Origin of the sequence: Micromonospora sp. PLK6-60, from assembly GCF_019890675.1 — a bacterium.
Taxonomy (GTDB): domain Bacteria; phylum Actinomycetota; class Actinomycetes; order Mycobacteriales; family Micromonosporaceae; genus Micromonospora.
Window position 1 is genome coordinate 130,022 of sequence record NZ_JAIOAA010000015.1, and the last position, 15,606, is coordinate 145,627.

Annotated in this window: 11 protein-coding genes and 1 pseudogene; 6 read left to right on the forward strand and 6 right to left on the reverse strand. The window is 73.7% G+C overall.

Translation table 11 applies throughout. The features are described 5' to 3' along the window. Nucleotides 1–65: 65 nt before the first annotated feature. The gene (hrpA, locus tag K7640_RS23780) at nucleotides 66–4,106 is read right to left on the reverse strand and encodes an ATP-dependent RNA helicase HrpA (protein WP_222957115.1); all 4,041 of its coding nucleotides are present in this window, start codon (nucleotides 4,104–4,106) and stop codon (nucleotides 66–68) included. 138 nt (nucleotides 4,107–4,244) lie between these two features. Here hrpA and K7640_RS23785 point away from each other — a divergent pair, with 138 nt between their 5' ends. Continuing rightward, nucleotides 4,245–4,712: a cytidine deaminase gene (locus K7640_RS23785; RefSeq protein WP_222957116.1), complete on the forward strand. Its 468-nt coding sequence runs from the start codon at nucleotides 4,245–4,247 to the stop codon at nucleotides 4,710–4,712. A gap of 5 nt (nucleotides 4,713–4,717) precedes the next feature. Here K7640_RS23785 and K7640_RS23790 read toward each other — a convergent pair whose 3' ends face one another. Then, nucleotides 4,718–5,077: a YciI family protein gene (locus tag K7640_RS23790; protein WP_222957117.1), complete on the reverse strand. Its 360-nt coding sequence runs from the start codon at nucleotides 5,075–5,077 to the stop codon at nucleotides 4,718–4,720. A 126-nt stretch (nucleotides 5,078–5,203) separates the two neighbouring features. Here K7640_RS23790 and K7640_RS23795 point away from each other — a divergent pair, with 126 nt between their 5' ends. The 4 genes and pseudogenes from K7640_RS23795 to K7640_RS23810 all read left to right on the forward strand — a co-directional run bounded on the left by K7640_RS23795 (nucleotide 5,204) and on the right by K7640_RS23810 (nucleotide 9,277). Continuing rightward, nucleotides 5,204–6,241: an iron ABC transporter permease gene (locus K7640_RS23795; RefSeq protein ID WP_222957118.1), complete on the forward strand. Its 1,038-nt coding sequence runs from the start codon at nucleotides 5,204–5,206 to the stop codon at nucleotides 6,239–6,241. A 29-nt stretch (nucleotides 6,242–6,270) separates the two neighbouring features. Further along, entirely contained in the window at nucleotides 6,271–7,305 is a 1,035-nt protein-coding gene (locus K7640_RS23800; RefSeq protein WP_255609820.1) for an iron chelate uptake ABC transporter family permease subunit, read from the forward strand. A gap of 26 nt (nucleotides 7,306–7,331) precedes the next feature. After that, nucleotides 7,332–8,165: pseudogene (locus K7640_RS23805) on the forward strand (ABC transporter ATP-binding protein); the annotation flags it as partial. Nucleotides 8,166–8,332: 167 nt separating this feature from the next. Then, complete coding sequence (locus K7640_RS23810) at nucleotides 8,333–9,277, forward strand: ABC transporter substrate-binding protein (protein WP_222957119.1); 945 nt, start codon at nucleotides 8,333–8,335, stop codon at nucleotides 9,275–9,277. Nucleotides 9,278–9,468: 191 nt separating this feature from the next. On the opposite strand, the gene K7640_RS23815 is transcribed toward K7640_RS23810, so the two are convergent. From K7640_RS23815 to trmB, 4 genes are all read right to left on the reverse strand, one after another. After that, nucleotides 9,469–10,401, reverse strand: a complete 933-nt coding sequence (locus K7640_RS23815) for a type IV toxin-antitoxin system AbiEi family antitoxin (protein WP_222957120.1) — start codon at nucleotides 10,399–10,401, stop codon at nucleotides 9,469–9,471. Between the two features lie 268 nt (nucleotides 10,402–10,669). Then, on the reverse strand, nucleotides 10,670–11,317 hold the full coding sequence (locus K7640_RS23820) for a hypothetical protein (protein ID WP_222957121.1): 648 nt from the start codon (nucleotides 11,315–11,317) through the stop codon (nucleotides 10,670–10,672). A 120-nt stretch (nucleotides 11,318–11,437) separates the two neighbouring features. Next, nucleotides 11,438–13,942, reverse strand: a complete 2,505-nt coding sequence (locus K7640_RS23825; RefSeq protein ID WP_222957122.1) for an RNA helicase — start codon at nucleotides 13,940–13,942, stop codon at nucleotides 11,438–11,440. 124 nt (nucleotides 13,943–14,066) lie between these two features. Beyond that, nucleotides 14,067–14,780, reverse strand: a complete 714-nt coding sequence (gene trmB / locus K7640_RS23830) for a tRNA (guanosine(46)-N7)-methyltransferase TrmB (RefSeq protein ID WP_222957123.1) — start codon at nucleotides 14,778–14,780, stop codon at nucleotides 14,067–14,069. 128 nt (nucleotides 14,781–14,908) lie between these two features. Here trmB and K7640_RS23835 point away from each other — a divergent pair, with 128 nt between their 5' ends. After that, nucleotides 14,909–15,529, forward strand: a complete 621-nt coding sequence (locus K7640_RS23835) for a hypothetical protein (RefSeq protein ID WP_222957124.1) — start codon at nucleotides 14,909–14,911, stop codon at nucleotides 15,527–15,529. The last annotated feature ends 77 nt before the right edge of the window (nucleotides 15,530–15,606 follow it).

The window sequence follows — 15,606 nt, forward strand, 5'->3', positions numbered from 1 at the left end:
GTGCTGCCGTCAACGGATCGCGGGCCCCGGCAGCCGGCTGTCGCGTCGATGGCGGGGTCGGTTGCTCAGCGTCCCTCGGCGTCGTCCATCGCCCGGTAGATCCGCTGCTCGGACACGGGATACGGGGTGCCGAGCGCCTGCGCGAAGACGTTCACCCGCAGCTCCTCGATCATCCAGCGGATCTGCCGGGCCGCCGCGGACTGCCGCTTGGCGGGCGGCAGCGCGGCCAGCATGTCCTGGTACTCCCGCTCGACCACGGCGATCCGGTCCTGCTGCTGCTTGTCGCGCTGCGGGTTGCCGGGCAGCCGGTCCAGCCGCCGCTCGATCGCGGTGAGATAGCGCAGCAGGTCGGGCAGGCGGGCGTACCCGGCCTCGGTGAGGAACCCGGCGTGCACCAGGCCGTCGAGCTGCTTGCGGATGTCGGCCAGGGCGGCCACCACGGCCAGGTTCCGGGTGGCGCCGAGGCGCTGCTGCACCGCGTACCCGGCGGCGAGCACCTGCCGGGCCCGGTTCATCACCTCCACCACCGTGTCGACCAGGTCGGCGCGGACCCGCTCGCGCAGCGCGGCGAAGCCCTCGGCGTCCCAGGCGGGGCCGCCCGCGTCGGCGATCAGCTTGTCGATCGCCGCGCCGGCCGCGTCCTCGATCAGCGCCGGCACCCCGCCGTGCGGGTTGCGGGACAGCGCCAGCTTCGCCTCGTTGCTCAGCCGCCCCTGGAGGAACGTCGCCGGCGACGGCACGGTCAGCCGCAGCAGCCGCCGGGTGCCGGCCCAGTGCGCGGCCTCCTGCTCGGCCGGGGAGTCGAACACCTTCACCCCGACCGTGGCGCCCTCGTCGACCAGGGCCGGGTACGCGGTCACCGCGTAGCCGGCGCGGACCTGCTCGATGGTGCGCGGAAGATCCTCCATGGTCCACTCGCGCAGGCCCGTCCGGGCGACGTCCGGCGCGGCGGCGGCCACCACCTGGCGTACCTCCTGGCGGAGCTGGCGTTGCAGCGCGCCGAGGTCCTTGCCCTCGGCGACCGGCTTGTCGTCGTCGCCGAGGACCCGGAAGCCGACCCGCAGGTGCGCCGGCAGCTTCGCCGGCTCCCACGCCTCGCGTGGCACGGTGACGCCGGTCATTCGGCGCAGCTGCCGGGTGAGCGCGTCGAGCAGCGGCTCCTCGCCGGGGGTGATCGCGGCCAGGGCGGCCCGGGCGTAGTCGGGCACCGGCACGAAGTTGCGCCGGATCGCCTTGGGCAGTGACCGGATCAGCGCGATCACCAGTTCCTCGCGCAGCCCGGGCACCTGCCAGTCGAAGCTCTCCGCCGGCACCTGGTTGAGCAGCGGCAGCGGGATGTCCACGGTGACGCCGTCGGTGGGCGCGGTCGGGTCGAAGGTGTACGTCAGCGGCAGCGCCACCCCGTCGGCCCGCCACTCGTCGGGGTAGTCGTCCTCGTCCACCCCGCCCCGGCCGGCGTTGACCAGCAGCTCGCGGGTGAAGGTGAGCAGCTCGGGGGTTTCCCGCCGGGTCTTCTTCCACCACGAGTCGAAGTGCCGCCCGGAGACCACGTCGGCGGGGATCCGCTCGTCGTAGAACTGGAAGATCGTCTCGTCGTCGACCAGGATGTCGCGCCGCCGGGCCCGGTTCTCCAGCTCTTCCACCTCGGTCAGCAGCCGCTGGTTGTCCTTCCAGAACTGGTGGTGGGTCTGCCAGTCGCCCTCGACCAGGGCGTGCCGGATGAACAGCTCCCGGCTCAGGCCCGCGTCGATCCGCCCGAAGTTGACCTTGCGGGAGGTGACGAGCGGGATGCCGTACAGGGTGACCTTCTCGTAGGCCATCACCGCGGCCTGCTTCTTCTCCCAGTGCGGCTCGCTGTAGCTGCGCTTCACCAGGTGCTGCGCGAGGGGCTCCACCCACTCCGGCTCGACCCGGCCGGCGACCCGCCCCCAGAGCCGGGAGGTCTCCACCAGCTCGGCGGCCATCACCCAGCGCGGCGGCTTCTTGAACAGCGCCGACCCGGGGAAGATCGCGAACTTCGCGCCCCGGGCGCCCAGGTACTCGTGCTTCTGCGCGTCCTTGAGCCCGAGGTGCGACAGCAGGCCGGGCAGCAGCGACTGGTGCACCTTCGGGGTGTCGATCTCCTCCGGCAGGTCCGCGCCGACCCCGCGCCGGCCGCCGTCGGTCGCGGCCTCCGTCGCGCCGCGCCTGCCGCGTCGGCCGTCACCCGCTTCCGGCGTACGCAGCACCTGGCGCAACTGGCTGACGATGTCCTGCCACTCGCGTACCCGCAGGTAGTTGAGGTATTCGGCCTTGCACATCCGGCGGAACGCGCTGGACGACAGCTCCCGCTGCTGCTCGCGCAGGTACCGCCACAGGTTCAGGTACGCGACGAAGTCGGACTCGGAGTCGGCGAACCGGGCGTGCGCCTGGTCGGCCTGGGCCTGCTTGTCGGCCGGGCGCTCGCGCGGGTCCTGGATGGAGAGCGCGGCGGCGATCACGACGACCTCGGTGGCGCAGCCGTTGCGTTCGCCCTCGATCACCATCCGGGCCAGCCGGGGGTCGACCGGGAGCTGGGCCAGCCGCCGGCCCAGCGCGGTGAGCCGCTTCGCCGGGTCGGTCTCGGCCGGGTCGAGCGCGCCCAGCTCGTGCAGCAGGTTGACGCCGTCGGTGATGTTGCGGCGGTCCGGCGGGTCGATGAACGGGAACGCGGCGATGTCGCCGAGCCCGATCGAGGTCATCTGGAGGATGACCGAGGCGAGGTTGGTGCGCAGGATCTCCGGGTCGGTGAACTCCGGCCGGGAGTCGAAGTCCGGCTCGTCGTAGAGGCGGATGCAGATGCCGTCCGAGGTGCGCCCGCAGCGCCCCTTGCGCTGGTTGGCGCTGGCCTGCGACACCGGCTCGATGGGCAGCCGCTGCACCTTGAGCCGGCTGGAGTAGCGGGAGATGCGGGCGGTGCCCGGGTCCACCACGTACTTGATGCCGGGCACGGTCAGCGAGGTCTCCGCGACGTTGGTGGCGAGCACCACCCGGCGGTTGCTGTGCGGGGCGAAGACCCGGTGCTGCTCGGCGGCCGAGAGCCGGGCGTAGAGCGGGAGGATCTCGGTGCCCAGCAGCGAACGCCGGGACTGCACCAGCTTGCCCAGCGCGTCGGCGGTGTCCCGGATCTCCCGCTCGCCGCTGAGGAAGACCAGGATGTCCCCGGGCCCCTCGGCGGCCAGTTCCTCGACCGCGTCGCCGATGGCCTGGATCTGGTCGCGGACGTTCTCCTCGTCGGCCTCGTCCTCCGCCTCGGCCTCGGTGACCTCGACCAGCGGCCGGTAGCGCACCTCCACCGGGTAGGTCCGCCCGGAGACCTCGACCACCGGCGCCGGCTTGCCCCCGGCGTCGGCGAAGTGCTGCGCGAACCGGTCGGTCTCGATGGTCGCCGAGGTGATGATCACCTTGAGGTCGGGCCGGCGGGGGAGCAGCTGCCGCAGATAGCCCAGGATGAAGTCGATGTTGAGGCTGCGTTCGTGCGCCTCGTCGATGATCAGCGTGTCGTACTGCCGGAGCATCCGGTCGGTCTGCAACTCGGCCAGCAGGATGCCGTCGGTCATCAGCTTGACCAGGCTGTTGTCGCCCACCTGGTCGGTGAAGCGGACCTTGTAGCCGACCACGTCGCCCAGCTCGGTGCCGAGCTCGTCGGCGATCCGGTCGGCCACCGTGCGGGCGGCCAACCGGCGGGGCTGGGTGTGCCCGATCAGCCCGGTGATCCCGCGCCCCAGCTCCAGGCAGATCTTGGGCAGCTGGGTGGTCTTGCCGGAGCCGGTCTCACCGGCCACGATCACCACCTGGTGGTCGCGGATCGCGGCGGCGATGTCGTCCTTGCGCTCGCTGACCGGCAACTGCGCCGGGTAGGTGATCGCCGGCACGGCGCTCCGCCGGGCCGCCAGCCGCGCCTCGGCCCGGCCCACCTCGGCGCCGATCTCGGCCAGCGCCGACTCGCGCCGCTGCGGGTCGCGCAGCTTCCGGACTCCGTCGAGGCGCCGTTGCAGCCGGCGCTGGTCGCGGAACATCAGGGTGGGCAGCCGGCGGTGCAGGTCGCGGACGGTGTCGGGCGCGGCGGGTGCGGGTGGCGTGTGCATGTCGTCGCCAAGGATAGGCAGCCCGCCGCCCGACCGCTCCCGGGTTACCGGCCGGCACGCCACCGGCCCGGCTGACCGGGCAACCCGGCTGCGCCGGGCTAGAGTGACCGCCGACCGGTGGGGAGGACGGAGGCCGTGATGAAGGAGACCGACCGGGCCCTGGTGCAGGCCGCCACGGCGGTGGCGAAGCTGCGGTGCCGCAGCGAGAACCATTCCGTCGCGGCGGCGGTGCGCAGCGTCGACGGGCGGGTCTTCACCGGGGTGAACGTCTACCACTTCACCGGCGGGCCGTGCGCCGAGGTGGTGGCGCTGGGCGCGGCGGCGACCCAGGGCGCGGGGGAGTTGGAGACCATCGTGGCCGTCGGCAACGCGGGCCGGGGTGTGCTCGCCCCGTGCGGCCGGTGCCGGCAGGTGCTGTCGGACTACGTCCCGGGCCTGCGGGTGATCGTCGGGCCGATGGACGGCCTGCGGGTGGTGCCGGTCGCCGACCTGCTGCCCGAGGCGTACGTCTGGGCGGACCAGCAGCCGGACCCGGCGCTGTCGGTGCGTACCGGGCAGTGGCCGTTGCCGGCGGTGCCGGGCAGCCGGCCGGCCTCGGAGGACTGAGCCGGTCAGTCGCCGGACGCCACCTCCAGCATCGACCGGGGGACCGGCACGCTCTCGAAGCGTACGCTGCCCTCCGGCACCATCCAGCTCATCACCTGCACGGCGAGCCGGCCGGCCCGGACCGCCGGGTCGTTGGCGTACAGCTCGCGCGCCATCGCCGGGTCGACGCCGAGCACGGCGATGCCGCGCAGCCGGTCGTCGTCCTGACCGAGCAGCGGCCCGGCGGCGATCACGTGGCCGGCGTCCACCAGGCCGGCCTGGTGGGCCAGGTGGGCGTCCTGCAGCCGGTCGAGGGCGTCCTGGGGCAGTTCGGGGGCGTCGGCCGGCCGGACCAGGAGGACCACGGTGTGCTGGTCGAAGCGCATCCACCAAGGCTACGGCGATTCGCCTCGTCCGACGGGACGGATGCCACACCCCCCGCCGGTCAATTAGGTAAGGCTTACCTGGCTCGGCTAGGGTGGGGCCGCCCTCAGCACCGACCCGGGAGCATCGTGACCACCCTCGCCGTACGCCCTGCCGTCGCCCCCGGCGGGCCGCGCGGTCGCCGGCCGACCGTCGCCGCCGGCGCGGCGCTCGCACTGGCGCTCGTCGTGCTGGCCAGCCTCGCCCTCGGCAGCCGCCCGCTCGCCCCCGCCGAGGTGTGGCACGCGCTGGTCGCCCCCGACGGCGGCACGGCCAGCACCATCGTCCGCGAGTTGCGGCTGCCCCGGACGCTCCTCGGCCTGGTCGTCGGGCTCGCGCTCGCCGTCGCCGGGGTGCTGTTCCAGGCGCTCACCCGCAACCCCCTCGCCGAGCCGCGGATCCTCGGCATCAGCGCCGGCGCCTCGTTTGGCGTGGTGCTGGCCATCGCCGTCTTCGGCGTCGGCAGCCTCGCCGGGTACGTCTGGTTCGGCGTCGCCGGCGCGCTCGGCGCCGGCCTGCTGGTCTTCGCGGTCGCCACCCGCACCCGGGAGGGCGCCTCGCCGGTCACCCTCGCGCTGATCGGCGCGGCCCTCGACGCCAGCCTGGCCTCCCTGGTGTACGCGCTGCTCAGCATCGACGCCCGCACCTTCGAGGAGTACCGGTTCTGGGTGGTAGGCGGCCTCACCGGCCGGGACCTGCCGGTCACCGCGCAGGTGCTGCCGTTCGTCCTCGGCGGGCTGGTGCTGGCCGCCCTGGTCGCCCGGGGACTCGACGCGCTCGCCCTCGGCGACGACGTCGCCCGGGGCCTCGGCCACCGCGTCGGGCTGGTCCGCCTCGCCGGGGGCGCGGCGGCGGTGCTGCTCACCGGCGCCGCGGTCGCCGCCGCCGGGCCGATCGCCTTCGTCGGGCTCGCCGTGCCGCACCTGGCCCGGGCCCTGGTCGGCGCCGACCACCGGTGGACCCTCGCCGTCTCCGCCCTGCTCGGGCCGGCCCTGCTGCTCGGCGCGGACATCACCGGCCGGCTGATCGCGCCGCCCGGCGAGGTGCCCGCCGGGATCGTCACCGCGCTGATCGGCGCGCCGCTGCTGGCGTACCTGGTCCGCCGAGCCAAGGTCGTGACGGCGTGAGCCGGGCGGCGGTCGGTGAGCGTCGGCTTATGGGTGGCCTGCCGGGGCGGGCGCTGGTGCGGGTCGGGCCGGTCAGTCTCCAGGTCCGCCGGCGCGCCGTGCTCGTCGCGCTCGCCTCGACCGTGCTGCTCGCCGCCGCCGCGGTGCTCAGCCTCTCCCTCGGCACCCCGTACGTCGCCCCCGCCGACGTGCTGCGCGCGCTCTCCGGCGCCGGCACCCCGTACGACCTGGTCGTGCTCGACCTGCGACTGCCGCGACTGGTGCTGGCGGCGGTGGCCGGGGCGACCTTCGGCCTGGCCGGCACGCTGATCCAGAGCGTGGCCCGCAACCCGATCGCCAGCCCCGACGTGGTGGGCATCACCCAGGGCGCGGGCCTGGCGGCCACCGTCGCCATCACCACCGGCGCGGCGGCGGTGCTGGTGGCCCCGGCGGCGCTGCTCGGCGGGCTGGTCGCCGCGCTGCTGCTGCTCGCGCTCGGGGCCCGGCACGGGCTGGCCGCCCAGCGCTTCGTGCTGGCCGGGGTCGCCGTCGCCTTCGCGCTGCGGGCGCTGACCGAGGTGGTGCTGCTCTCCGCCGACCCGATCGACGGGCTGCGGGCGCAGATCTGGCTCATCGGCACGCTCGCCGGCAAGGGCTGGACCGAGACGTGGTGGATCGTGGGCACCCTGGTCGCGCTGCTGCCGGTGCTGGCCTGGGCCGGCTGGGCCCTCAACGCGACCGCCCTCGACGACGACACCGCCCGCGGCGTCGGGCTGCGCCCGGTGGCCCGCCGGATCGGCCTGGCCGCCACCGGCGTGCTGCTCGCCGCGGCGGTCACCGCCCAGGTCGGCGCGGTGGACTTCGTCGCCCTGGTCGCCCCGCAACTGGCCCGGCGGCTGGTCCGCGCCGAACGTCCGCCGCTGGTCTGCGCCGCGCTGGTCGGCGCGCTGCTGCTGGTGCTCGCCGACCTCGCCGGCCGGCGGCTGTTCGCCCCCACCCAACTGCCGGCCGGCGTGCTGACCGCCGCCATCGGCGGGCCGTACCTGATGTTCCTGCTCGTCCGCGGCCGCAGGCGGTCCGCGTGACGGCCACCCCGGCCGGAGGAGGCCCGATGCTCGCCACCCGTGACCTGGTCGCCGGCTACGACGAGCGGACCGTGCTGGACGGGTTGGACCTGACCCTGCCGGCCGACGCGTTCACCGTCATCGTCGGGCCCAACGCCTGCGGCAAGTCCACCCTGCTGCGTACCCTGGCCCGGCTGCTCACCCCGCGGCGCGGCACGGTGCTGCTCGACGGCACCGCGATCCGGGACCTGCCCACCCGCGAGGTGGCCCGGCGGCTCGGGGTGCTGCCGCAGAGCCCGCTGGTGCCCGAGGGGGTCACCGTCGCGGACCTGGTCGGGCGGGGCCGCCAGCCCTACCAGCGGTGGTGGCGGCAGTGGTCCGCGCAGGACGCCGAGGCGGTGGACCGGGCGATGACCCTCGCCGACGTCGCCGGCCTGGCCGACCGTCCGGTCGACACCCTCTCCGGCGGGCAGCGGCAGCGGGTGTGGATCGCGATGACCCTGGCCCAGGACACCGAGGCGCTGCTGCTGGACGAGCCGACCACCTTCCTCGACCTGGCCCACCAGGTGGAGGTGCTGGATCTGCTGCACCGGCTGCGCGCCGACCGGGGCCGCACGGTGGTCGCGGTGCTGCACGACCTGAACCAGGCCGCCCGGTACGCCGACCACCTGATCGCCATGCGCGCCGGCCGGGTGGTGGCCACCGGGCCGCCCCGGGAGATCCTCACCGCCGAGCTGGTCCGGGACGTCTTCGGGCTGGACTGCGTGGTGGTGCCCTGCCCGGTGACCGGCGCGCCCCTGGTGGTGCCCGGCCGGACCAGCCCGTCGCCGGCCCCGTCGCCCGGTGCCGCCGCGCCGTCCGCCGGCCCATCGACCGCCGCGCCCGTGCCCGTTGCCGACCCGTCGGCCGGTCCTGGCTCGTCGGCCGGATCCGTGCCCGTTGCCGGGTCGGCCGGCTCCGCCCCGAAGGGCCCGGCCGCGCCGGCCACCCGCAACGCCACCGACGACGCGGACCGCCCGCACGTCGGCCCGTACCCGAAAGGACACTGATGCGTCGACTCGCCGCCGCCCTCACCGCGGCCCTGACCCTCGGCGTCGGCCTCACCGCCTGCGGTGAGAGCGACCCCGTCGCCGGCACCGCCACCGGGGAGACCCGGGAGGTCACCCACGCCATGGGCACCACCAAGGTGCCCGCCGACCCGCAGCGGGTCGTGGTGCTCGACACGGACAAGATCGACACCGCGCTCTCGCTCGGTGTCACCCCGGTCGGCGCGGCCACCGCCGGTGAGGCGAAGAGCTGGCCGACCTACTTCGGTGCCGAGAAGCTCGCCGGGATCAAGGAGGTTGGGGTGCTCACCGAGCCCGACCTGGAGGCGATCAACGCGCTGAAGCCGGACCTGATCCTGGGCAGCAAGTTCCGCCAGGAGAAGTTCTACGACGAGCTGTCCGCCATCGCGCCGACCGTGTTCACCGAGAAGGTGGGCATCACCTGGAAGGAGAACCTCCTCCTCGACGGCCAGGCGCTCGGCCGGGAGCAGCAGGCGCGCGAGCTGCTGGCGGCCTACGAGAAGCGAGCCAAGGAGTTCGGCGCTGGGCTCGGCGACGCCGCGTCGCGCAAGATCTCCATCGTGCGCTTCATCCCCGGCAACATCCGGGTGTACGGCCCGGACTCCTTCTCCGGCATCGTCATCGGCGACACCGGGCTGGGCCGCCCCGAGCGGCAGCGCCTGGACGGCAAGGAGGACAAGCGCTTCGACCTGGTCAGCCCGGAGCGGGTGAACGAGGTCGACGGCGACGTCATCTTCGTCACCGCGTACGGCGAGAAGGCCGCCGCCGAGCAGGCGAAGGTGACCACCGGCAGCCTCTGGCAGGGGCTGTCCGCCGTGCAGGCGGGCAGGGCGCACGTCGTCTCCGACGAGATCTGGATGACCGGTATCGGCGTCGGTGCCGCCAACAAGATCCTCGACGACCTCGAGAAGTACCTGGCCAGCTGACCGCCCCACCCCCGCCGCGCCCGCGCCGCCCTCGCCGCGCCCCGCCGCGCGGGCGCGGGGCCCACCTCGCGGGTGGGCCGACGCTGGATCGTGGAAGTAGTGGCCTCGCCGTGCCGTGCAGGCCACTACTTCCACGATCGAGCGTGATCTTGCTTCGTTGGTCCTGTGGTGTGGCGGCGGGGGAGGAGCGGTCAGCGGCGGCGGTAGCCGCGGGAGCGCAGCGCCGCCCGGACCTCGGCCAGGAAGCCGTCGAAGTCGTCGCGAAGCCGCCGCGACGTCACGTGCAACACGATCCAGTCGTCGCCGAGCAGCCGATTCAACCGGCGGCGATCGCGGTGGAGCTGCCCGGGCTCGTCGTGCCACTGCCCGTCGTACTCGACCGCCACCTTGAACTCGGGCCATGCCAGGTCCAGCCGGGCGACGAAACGGCCAGCGGCGGTGACGATCCACTGGGTCTGCGGTCGGGGCAGCCCCGCCAGCACCAGCCGCACCCGCGTTCTCGATTCCTGCGGCGATTCGGCGCCCGCATCCGCCAGGCCGGCCGCCCGCAGCAGCGCACGCCAGCCGCGCTCCCCGGCGCGGTCGAGTGCGTAGCGGTGCAGCGCGGCAAGCGTGACGACCCGTCGGGCCAGGAGCGCGTCGATCACGACGACCGCCTCCACGACGTCCAGCCAGCGGGCGAGGTCCCAGCAGGTCCGCGCCGGGGAGGTCACCGGCAGGCCGGATCTTTCCACGACGTCGTCCGGGCAGACGTCGGCGTGATGCACACGTAGCCCCTTGACGGGGCCGCGTCGCCGGCTCGACGGGGCCGGCGAGGGCCGGTCGGCGCCGGTCGGCACCAGCACATCGATCGGATCCTCGGGCGAGGTGGCCGCCACCCCGTAGAGCGCCGCAGCGCTGCGGCCGGCGATGGCCGTGCCGGCCGGCACGAGCCAGCGGATCACGGCGCCGCAGCGGTGCGGATGACTGACCCGGATGCTGGCGTCGGCATAGACGTCTCGGAAGAGAGGCCGCCACGCGGAGCTGCGAAGATCATTTCGGGTGAGCAGGCCACCGCTGATCGCGGCGGAGCCACGGAAGATCCTGCCGCGCAGGGCGGGAGGTCGACGAGGTGCCTTGGGCATGCCGCCACCCTGCCGACCTGAGCTCTCACCCGCTGTCCCCTGTGGATAACCCCGTCCCCGTCCCCAAGATCGCGCTCAAACAAGGAAGTAGTGGCCTTGACGTGTCGTCGAGGCCACTACTTCCCATATCGAGCACGATCTTGCGGGTGCGGGTGCGGGTGCGGGTGCGGGTGCGGGTGCGGGCGGGGTGGGGCGGGCGCGGGCGCGGGGGGCGCGGGGCGATGGTGCGGGGCGATGATGCGGGGCGATGGTGCGGGGTGCGGACCGGTCAGGCGGCGGTGGACCAGATGGCGCGGAAGGCGGCCGCCTCGCCGGCCAGCCACTGCTCGACCTGCTCGGGCTTGACCGCCTCGGGCATCCGGTGGGCCTCGCCGCGGCGGACGTCGACCAGCACCGGCTCGGCGTGCGGCAGGACCGCGTCCATGTGCCGCGCCATCAGGTGCAGGGTGGCCAGGGCGGCCTCCTCGCTCGGCGGGGCCTCGTCGAAGTGCAGCCGGACCGCCTCGGCGCGGCCGTCGGCGTACCGGACGCCGAAGTGCGGGTTGATCTTGACAGGCAGGTCGCCCAGCATGGCCAGGGCGTCCCGGGTCTGGGCCAGGTCGACCTCGGCCGGCTCGCCGAGGGAGCGCAGCCACGCCGTCGCCCCCGGCACCAGGGCCTGGTAGAGCGGGCGCCACCGGGGCTTCACCAGGTCGGGCACCTGCTCCAGGTGGGTGCCGCCGGTGTGGAAGGCGATGTCGGCCTTGAGCGCCTTGACGAACTGGCCGTGCGGGTTGAACCCGTGCCGGCTGGCCCGCTGCTTGCGCAGGCCGCCCACGAAGGTGGCCTTGGTCGGCCCGGTGCGGTCCACGTACCGGGTGAAACCGAGGAGGGTGGCGTAGGGGGTGACAGGGGCGGTGGAGGTGGGCGCAGTCACGAGCATCCTCCCAGGTCAACAGCTCGATTAGTACATACATTCTAATCGACAAGGCTGACATCGCCCAGGGCACGAAAAGGGCCACCCGGACATCCCGGATGGCCCTTTTTCGCACGCTGTCTAGAGCTGGCCGACGTCGGTGATCCGGACGGCGGCGACCCCCGCCTCGTCGGAGGCGGCGAGGTCGATCTCGGCGCTGATGCCCCAGTCGTGGTCGCCCTCCGGGTCGTCCAGGATCTGCCGGACGACCCACTTGTCCCGGCCCTGCTCGATCATCAGCAGCGCCGGCCCGCGCGCGTCCGGCCCGACCCCGATCCCGTCATACGACTCGAAGTACGGCTCCAGGGCGTCCGCCCAGGCGTCGGCGTGCCAGCCGTTCGCGGCGTCCAGCTCGCCGAGCAGGTCCCAGCGGCGCAGGGCGGCCAGCTCCACCCGGCGGAACAGCGCGTTGCGCACCAGCACCCGGAAGGCGCGGGTGTTGCGGGTGACCGCCGTGGTCCGGTCCTCCAGCGACGCGGCGACCTGCTCGACGTCGGACGGGTTGCGCAGCCGCTCCCACTCGTCGATCAGGCTGGAGTCGACCTGGCGGACCAGCTCGCCCAGCCACTCGATGAGGTCGACCAGTTCCTCGGTCTTGGCGTCCTCGGGCACGGTCTGCCGCAGCGTCTTGTACGCGTCGGCGAGGTAGCGCAGCACCAGCCCCTCGGAGCGGGACAGCCCGTAGAACTGCACGTACTCGGGGAAGGTCATCGCCCGCTCGTACATGTCGCGGACCACCGACTTGGGGGAGAGCTGGTGGTCGGCGACCCAGGGGTGGCCCTGCCGGTACATCTCGTACGCGCCCTCCAGCAGCTCGGCCAGGGGCTTGGGCCAGGTCACCTCGTCGAGCAGTTCGAGGCGGGCCTCGTACTCGATGCCCTCGGCCTTCATCGCGGCGACCGCCTCGCCGCGGGCCTTGAACTGCTGCGCGGAGAGGATCTGCCGGGGGTCGTCCAGGATCGACTCGATCACGCTGAGCACGTCCAGGGCGTACGACGGGGACTCGGCGTCGAGCAGCTCGATGGTGGCCAGGGCCAGCGGCGACAGCGGCTGGTTGAGCGCGAAGTCGAGCTGGAGGTCGACGGTGAGCCGTACCCGGCGGCCGGTCTCGTCCGGCTCGGGCAGTTCCTCGACCACGCCGCCGGCCCGCAGCGCCCGGTAGATGGCGATGGCCCGGCGGATGTGCCGCCGCTGCGCGGCCCGGTCCTCGTGGTTGTCGGTGAGCAGGTGGCGCATCGCGGCGAACGCGTCGCCGGGACGGCCGATGACGTTGAGCAGCATCGAGTGGCTGACCTGGAAGCTGGAGGTCAGCGGCTCCGGCTCGGCCTCGACCAGGCGCTGGAAGGTCGCCTCGCCCCAGCCGATGGAGCCCTCCGGCGGCTTCTTCTTCACCACCTTGCGGCGCTTCTTCGGGTCGTCGCCGGCCTTGGCGAGGGCCTTCTCGTTCTCGATCACGTGCTCGGGGGCCTGCACCACCACCCGGCCCAGGGTGTCGTAGCCGGCCCGCCCGGCCCGGCCGGCGATCTGGTGGAACTCGCGGGCCTTGAGCAGCCGCGTCCGGACCCCGTCGTACTTCGAAAGACCGGTGAAGAGCACCGTGCGGATCGGCACGTTGATGCCGACGCCGAGGGTGTCCGTACCGCAGATGACCTTGAGCAGGCCGGCCTGGGCGAGGGTCTCCACCAGGCGGCGGTATTTCGGCAGCATGCCCGCGTGGTGCACCCCGATGCCGTGCCGGACCAGCCGGGACAGCGTCTTGCCGAAGCCGGAGGTGAACCGGAAGTTGCCGATCGCCTGGGCGATCATGTCCTTCTCGGCCCGGGTGCAGACGTTCACGCTCATCAGCGCCTGCGCCCGTTCCAGCGCGGCGGCCTGGGTGAAGTGCACGACGTACACCGGGGCCTGCTTGGTCTCCAGCAGCTCCTCCAGGGTCTCGTGCAGCGGGGTCATCGCGTACGAGAAGAGGAGCGGGACCGGCCGCTCGGCCGAGCGGACGACGGCGGTCGGCCGGCCGGTGCGCCGGGTCAGGTCGTCGACGAAGCGGGTGGTGTCGCCCAGCGTGGCGGACATCAGGACGAACTGGGCCTGCGGCAGCTCGATGATCGGCACCTGCCAGGCCCAGCCCCGGTCCGGCTCGGCGTAGAAGTGGAACTCGTCCATGATCACCTGGCCGACGTCGGCCCGCTTGCCCTCGCGCAGCGCCAGGTTGGCCAGGATCTCCGCGGTGCAGCAGATGATCGGGGCATCGGCGTTGACGCTGGCGTCGCCGGTGAGCATGCCGACGTTCTCCGCGCCGAAGACGTCGCAGAGGGCGAAGAACTTCTCCGACACCAGGGCCTTGATCGGCGCGGTGTAGAAGGTGGTGCGGTCGTCGGCCAGGGCGGCGAAGTGGGCCGCGATCGCCACCAGGCTCTTGCCGGAGCCGGTCGGCGTATTCATGATCACGTTCGCGCCGGAGACGATCTCGATGACCGCCTCCTCCTGGTGCGGATAGAGGTCGAAGCCGCGCTCGGACGCCCAGCCGGCGAACGCGTCGTAGAGGGTGTCGGGGTCGGTGCTCTTCGGCAGCGCGGCGGTGAGTGTCATGGCACCCCCATCGTGCCTGGATCATGGCCTCCCGCGCCAACCGGGCTGTGCAAGGAAGGGCACCTTATTAACGCCTCCGGTAGAGCAGGGGCCCCTTCTTAACACCTGGCGCCTGACGCTCGCGTTAATAAGGGGCCCCTGCTTTCAGGAACACCAGGTCGAAGACGTCGCGGCCGGCGGTCAGCGCCCGCCGCTCGAACTTGGTCACCGGACGGTGCGCCGGGCGCGGAGCGAAGCCGCCGTGCACGTCGACCAACTCCGGGTCGGCGGTCAGCGTCGCCCGCATCGACCCGGCGTACTCGGCCCAGTCCGTCGCGCAGTGCAGGGTGCCGCCCGGCGCCAGCCGGGACCGCAGCAGCGCCACGTGCACCGGCTGGATGATCCGCCGCTTGTGGTGCCGGGACTTCGGCCACGGATCCGGGAAGAAGACGTGCACCGCGTCCAGCGACGCCTCCGGCAGCGCCCGGACCAGGTCCAGCGCGTCGCCCAGCGCCACCCGGACGTTGCTCAGCCCCTGGCGGTGCACCAGGTCGAGCAGGTTGGCGATTCCCGGCGTGTGCACCTCGACCGCCAGATAATCTCGGTCCGGATCGGCGGCGGCCATCACCGCCGTCGCGTCCCCCATGCCGGAGCCGATCTCCAGCACCAACCGGGCCCGGCGACCGAACAGCGCCGCCGGATCGAACGGCCCGTCGAGGTCGGCGATGTCCAGGCCGTACGTCGGCCAGAGCCGGTCCAGCGCGTCGGTCTGCCGGCCGCTCATCCGGCCGCGGCGCGGGTGGAAGGTGCGGATCCGGGACGCGCGGTCGGCGACGGGGTGCGGGTCGGTGGAGGTCACAGCGATCCGAGGGTACGCGACGCTCCGCCGGATCGGATGTGGCAAGCGGCCAGGGGTGAGAGGATTCATCCCGTACGGCAGGACGGGCGGTCCGCTGCGCGGTACGGCCCATGGCGCCGGGAGGGCTCATGGTGTCAGTCACGCGCCTCGGTGCGGTGGTCGCCTTCGCGGCGTTCGCCGGCCCGCTGCCGGTGACCGCCTCGGCGGTGGCCGGTCCCGCGGCGCCGGCGGTCCGGCCGGCCCGGGCCGAGCCGGTCCCCGACCCCCAGACCGGGGACGAGGCGCAGCGACCAAGCGACGTGATCTTCGTCGAGGTGACCCCCGGCACGGTGGAGCCCGGCTTCCTGGTAGGCATCAGGGCGAGCTGCCGGGACAACTCGGTGCCGGCGACGGTCGTGTCGGACGCCTTCGGGCGGGTGCAGGTGCAGCCGCAGCGGGGCCTGCTCAGCGCCACGCCGATGGTGCGCGACCGCACCCGGCCCGGCAACTACCGGGTCAAGCTGGAGTGCCCCAACGACGGGACGGCCAGCACCATGCTCCAAGTGGTCAAGCGGGTCAACCCGACCCCAACGCCCACCCGGCAGCCCACGCACCGGTCGGTCCCGGGCCCGGCCACCGGCTTCGGCGGCACCGCCGACTCCGGCGGGTTCGGCGGCCTGCTCCTGCCGGGCGGCCTGGCGTTGACCATCGCCGGGGTGACCGTCGGCCTGGTGGCCCGCCGCCGGCCCAGCGGCAGCGCCCGGCGCTGAGGCCGGTCGTGGCGTCGCCCACCCACCCGCGACCGGCCCGTGGCCGGCGTCCCTCGGATGACGTCGACGCCGTCGAG

Coding starts and splice junctions, on each gene's coding strand:
- K7640_RS23800 (WP_255609820.1), top strand. CDS start 6,271: ATGGGTGGCCTGCCGGGGCGGGCGCTGGTGCGGGTCGGGCCGGTCAGT.
- K7640_RS23785 (WP_222957116.1), top strand. CDS start 4,245: ATGAAGGAGACCGACCGGGCCCTGGTGCAGGCCGCCACGGCGGTGGCG.
- K7640_RS23790 (WP_222957117.1), bottom strand. CDS start 5,077: ATGCGCTTCGACCAGCACACCGTGGTCCTCCTGGTCCGGCCGGCCGAC.
- hrpA (WP_222957115.1), bottom strand. CDS start 4,106: ATGCACACGCCACCCGCACCCGCCGCGCCCGACACCGTCCGCGACCTG.
- K7640_RS23835 (WP_222957124.1), top strand. CDS start 14,909: ATGGTGTCAGTCACGCGCCTCGGTGCGGTGGTCGCCTTCGCGGCGTTC.
- K7640_RS23815 (WP_222957120.1), bottom strand. CDS start 10,401: ATGCCCAAGGCACCTCGTCGACCTCCCGCCCTGCGCGGCAGGATCTTC.
- K7640_RS23810 (WP_222957119.1), top strand. CDS start 8,333: ATGCGTCGACTCGCCGCCGCCCTCACCGCGGCCCTGACCCTCGGCGTC.
- K7640_RS23825 (WP_222957122.1), bottom strand. CDS start 13,942: ATGACACTCACCGCCGCGCTGCCGAAGAGCACCGACCCCGACACCCTC.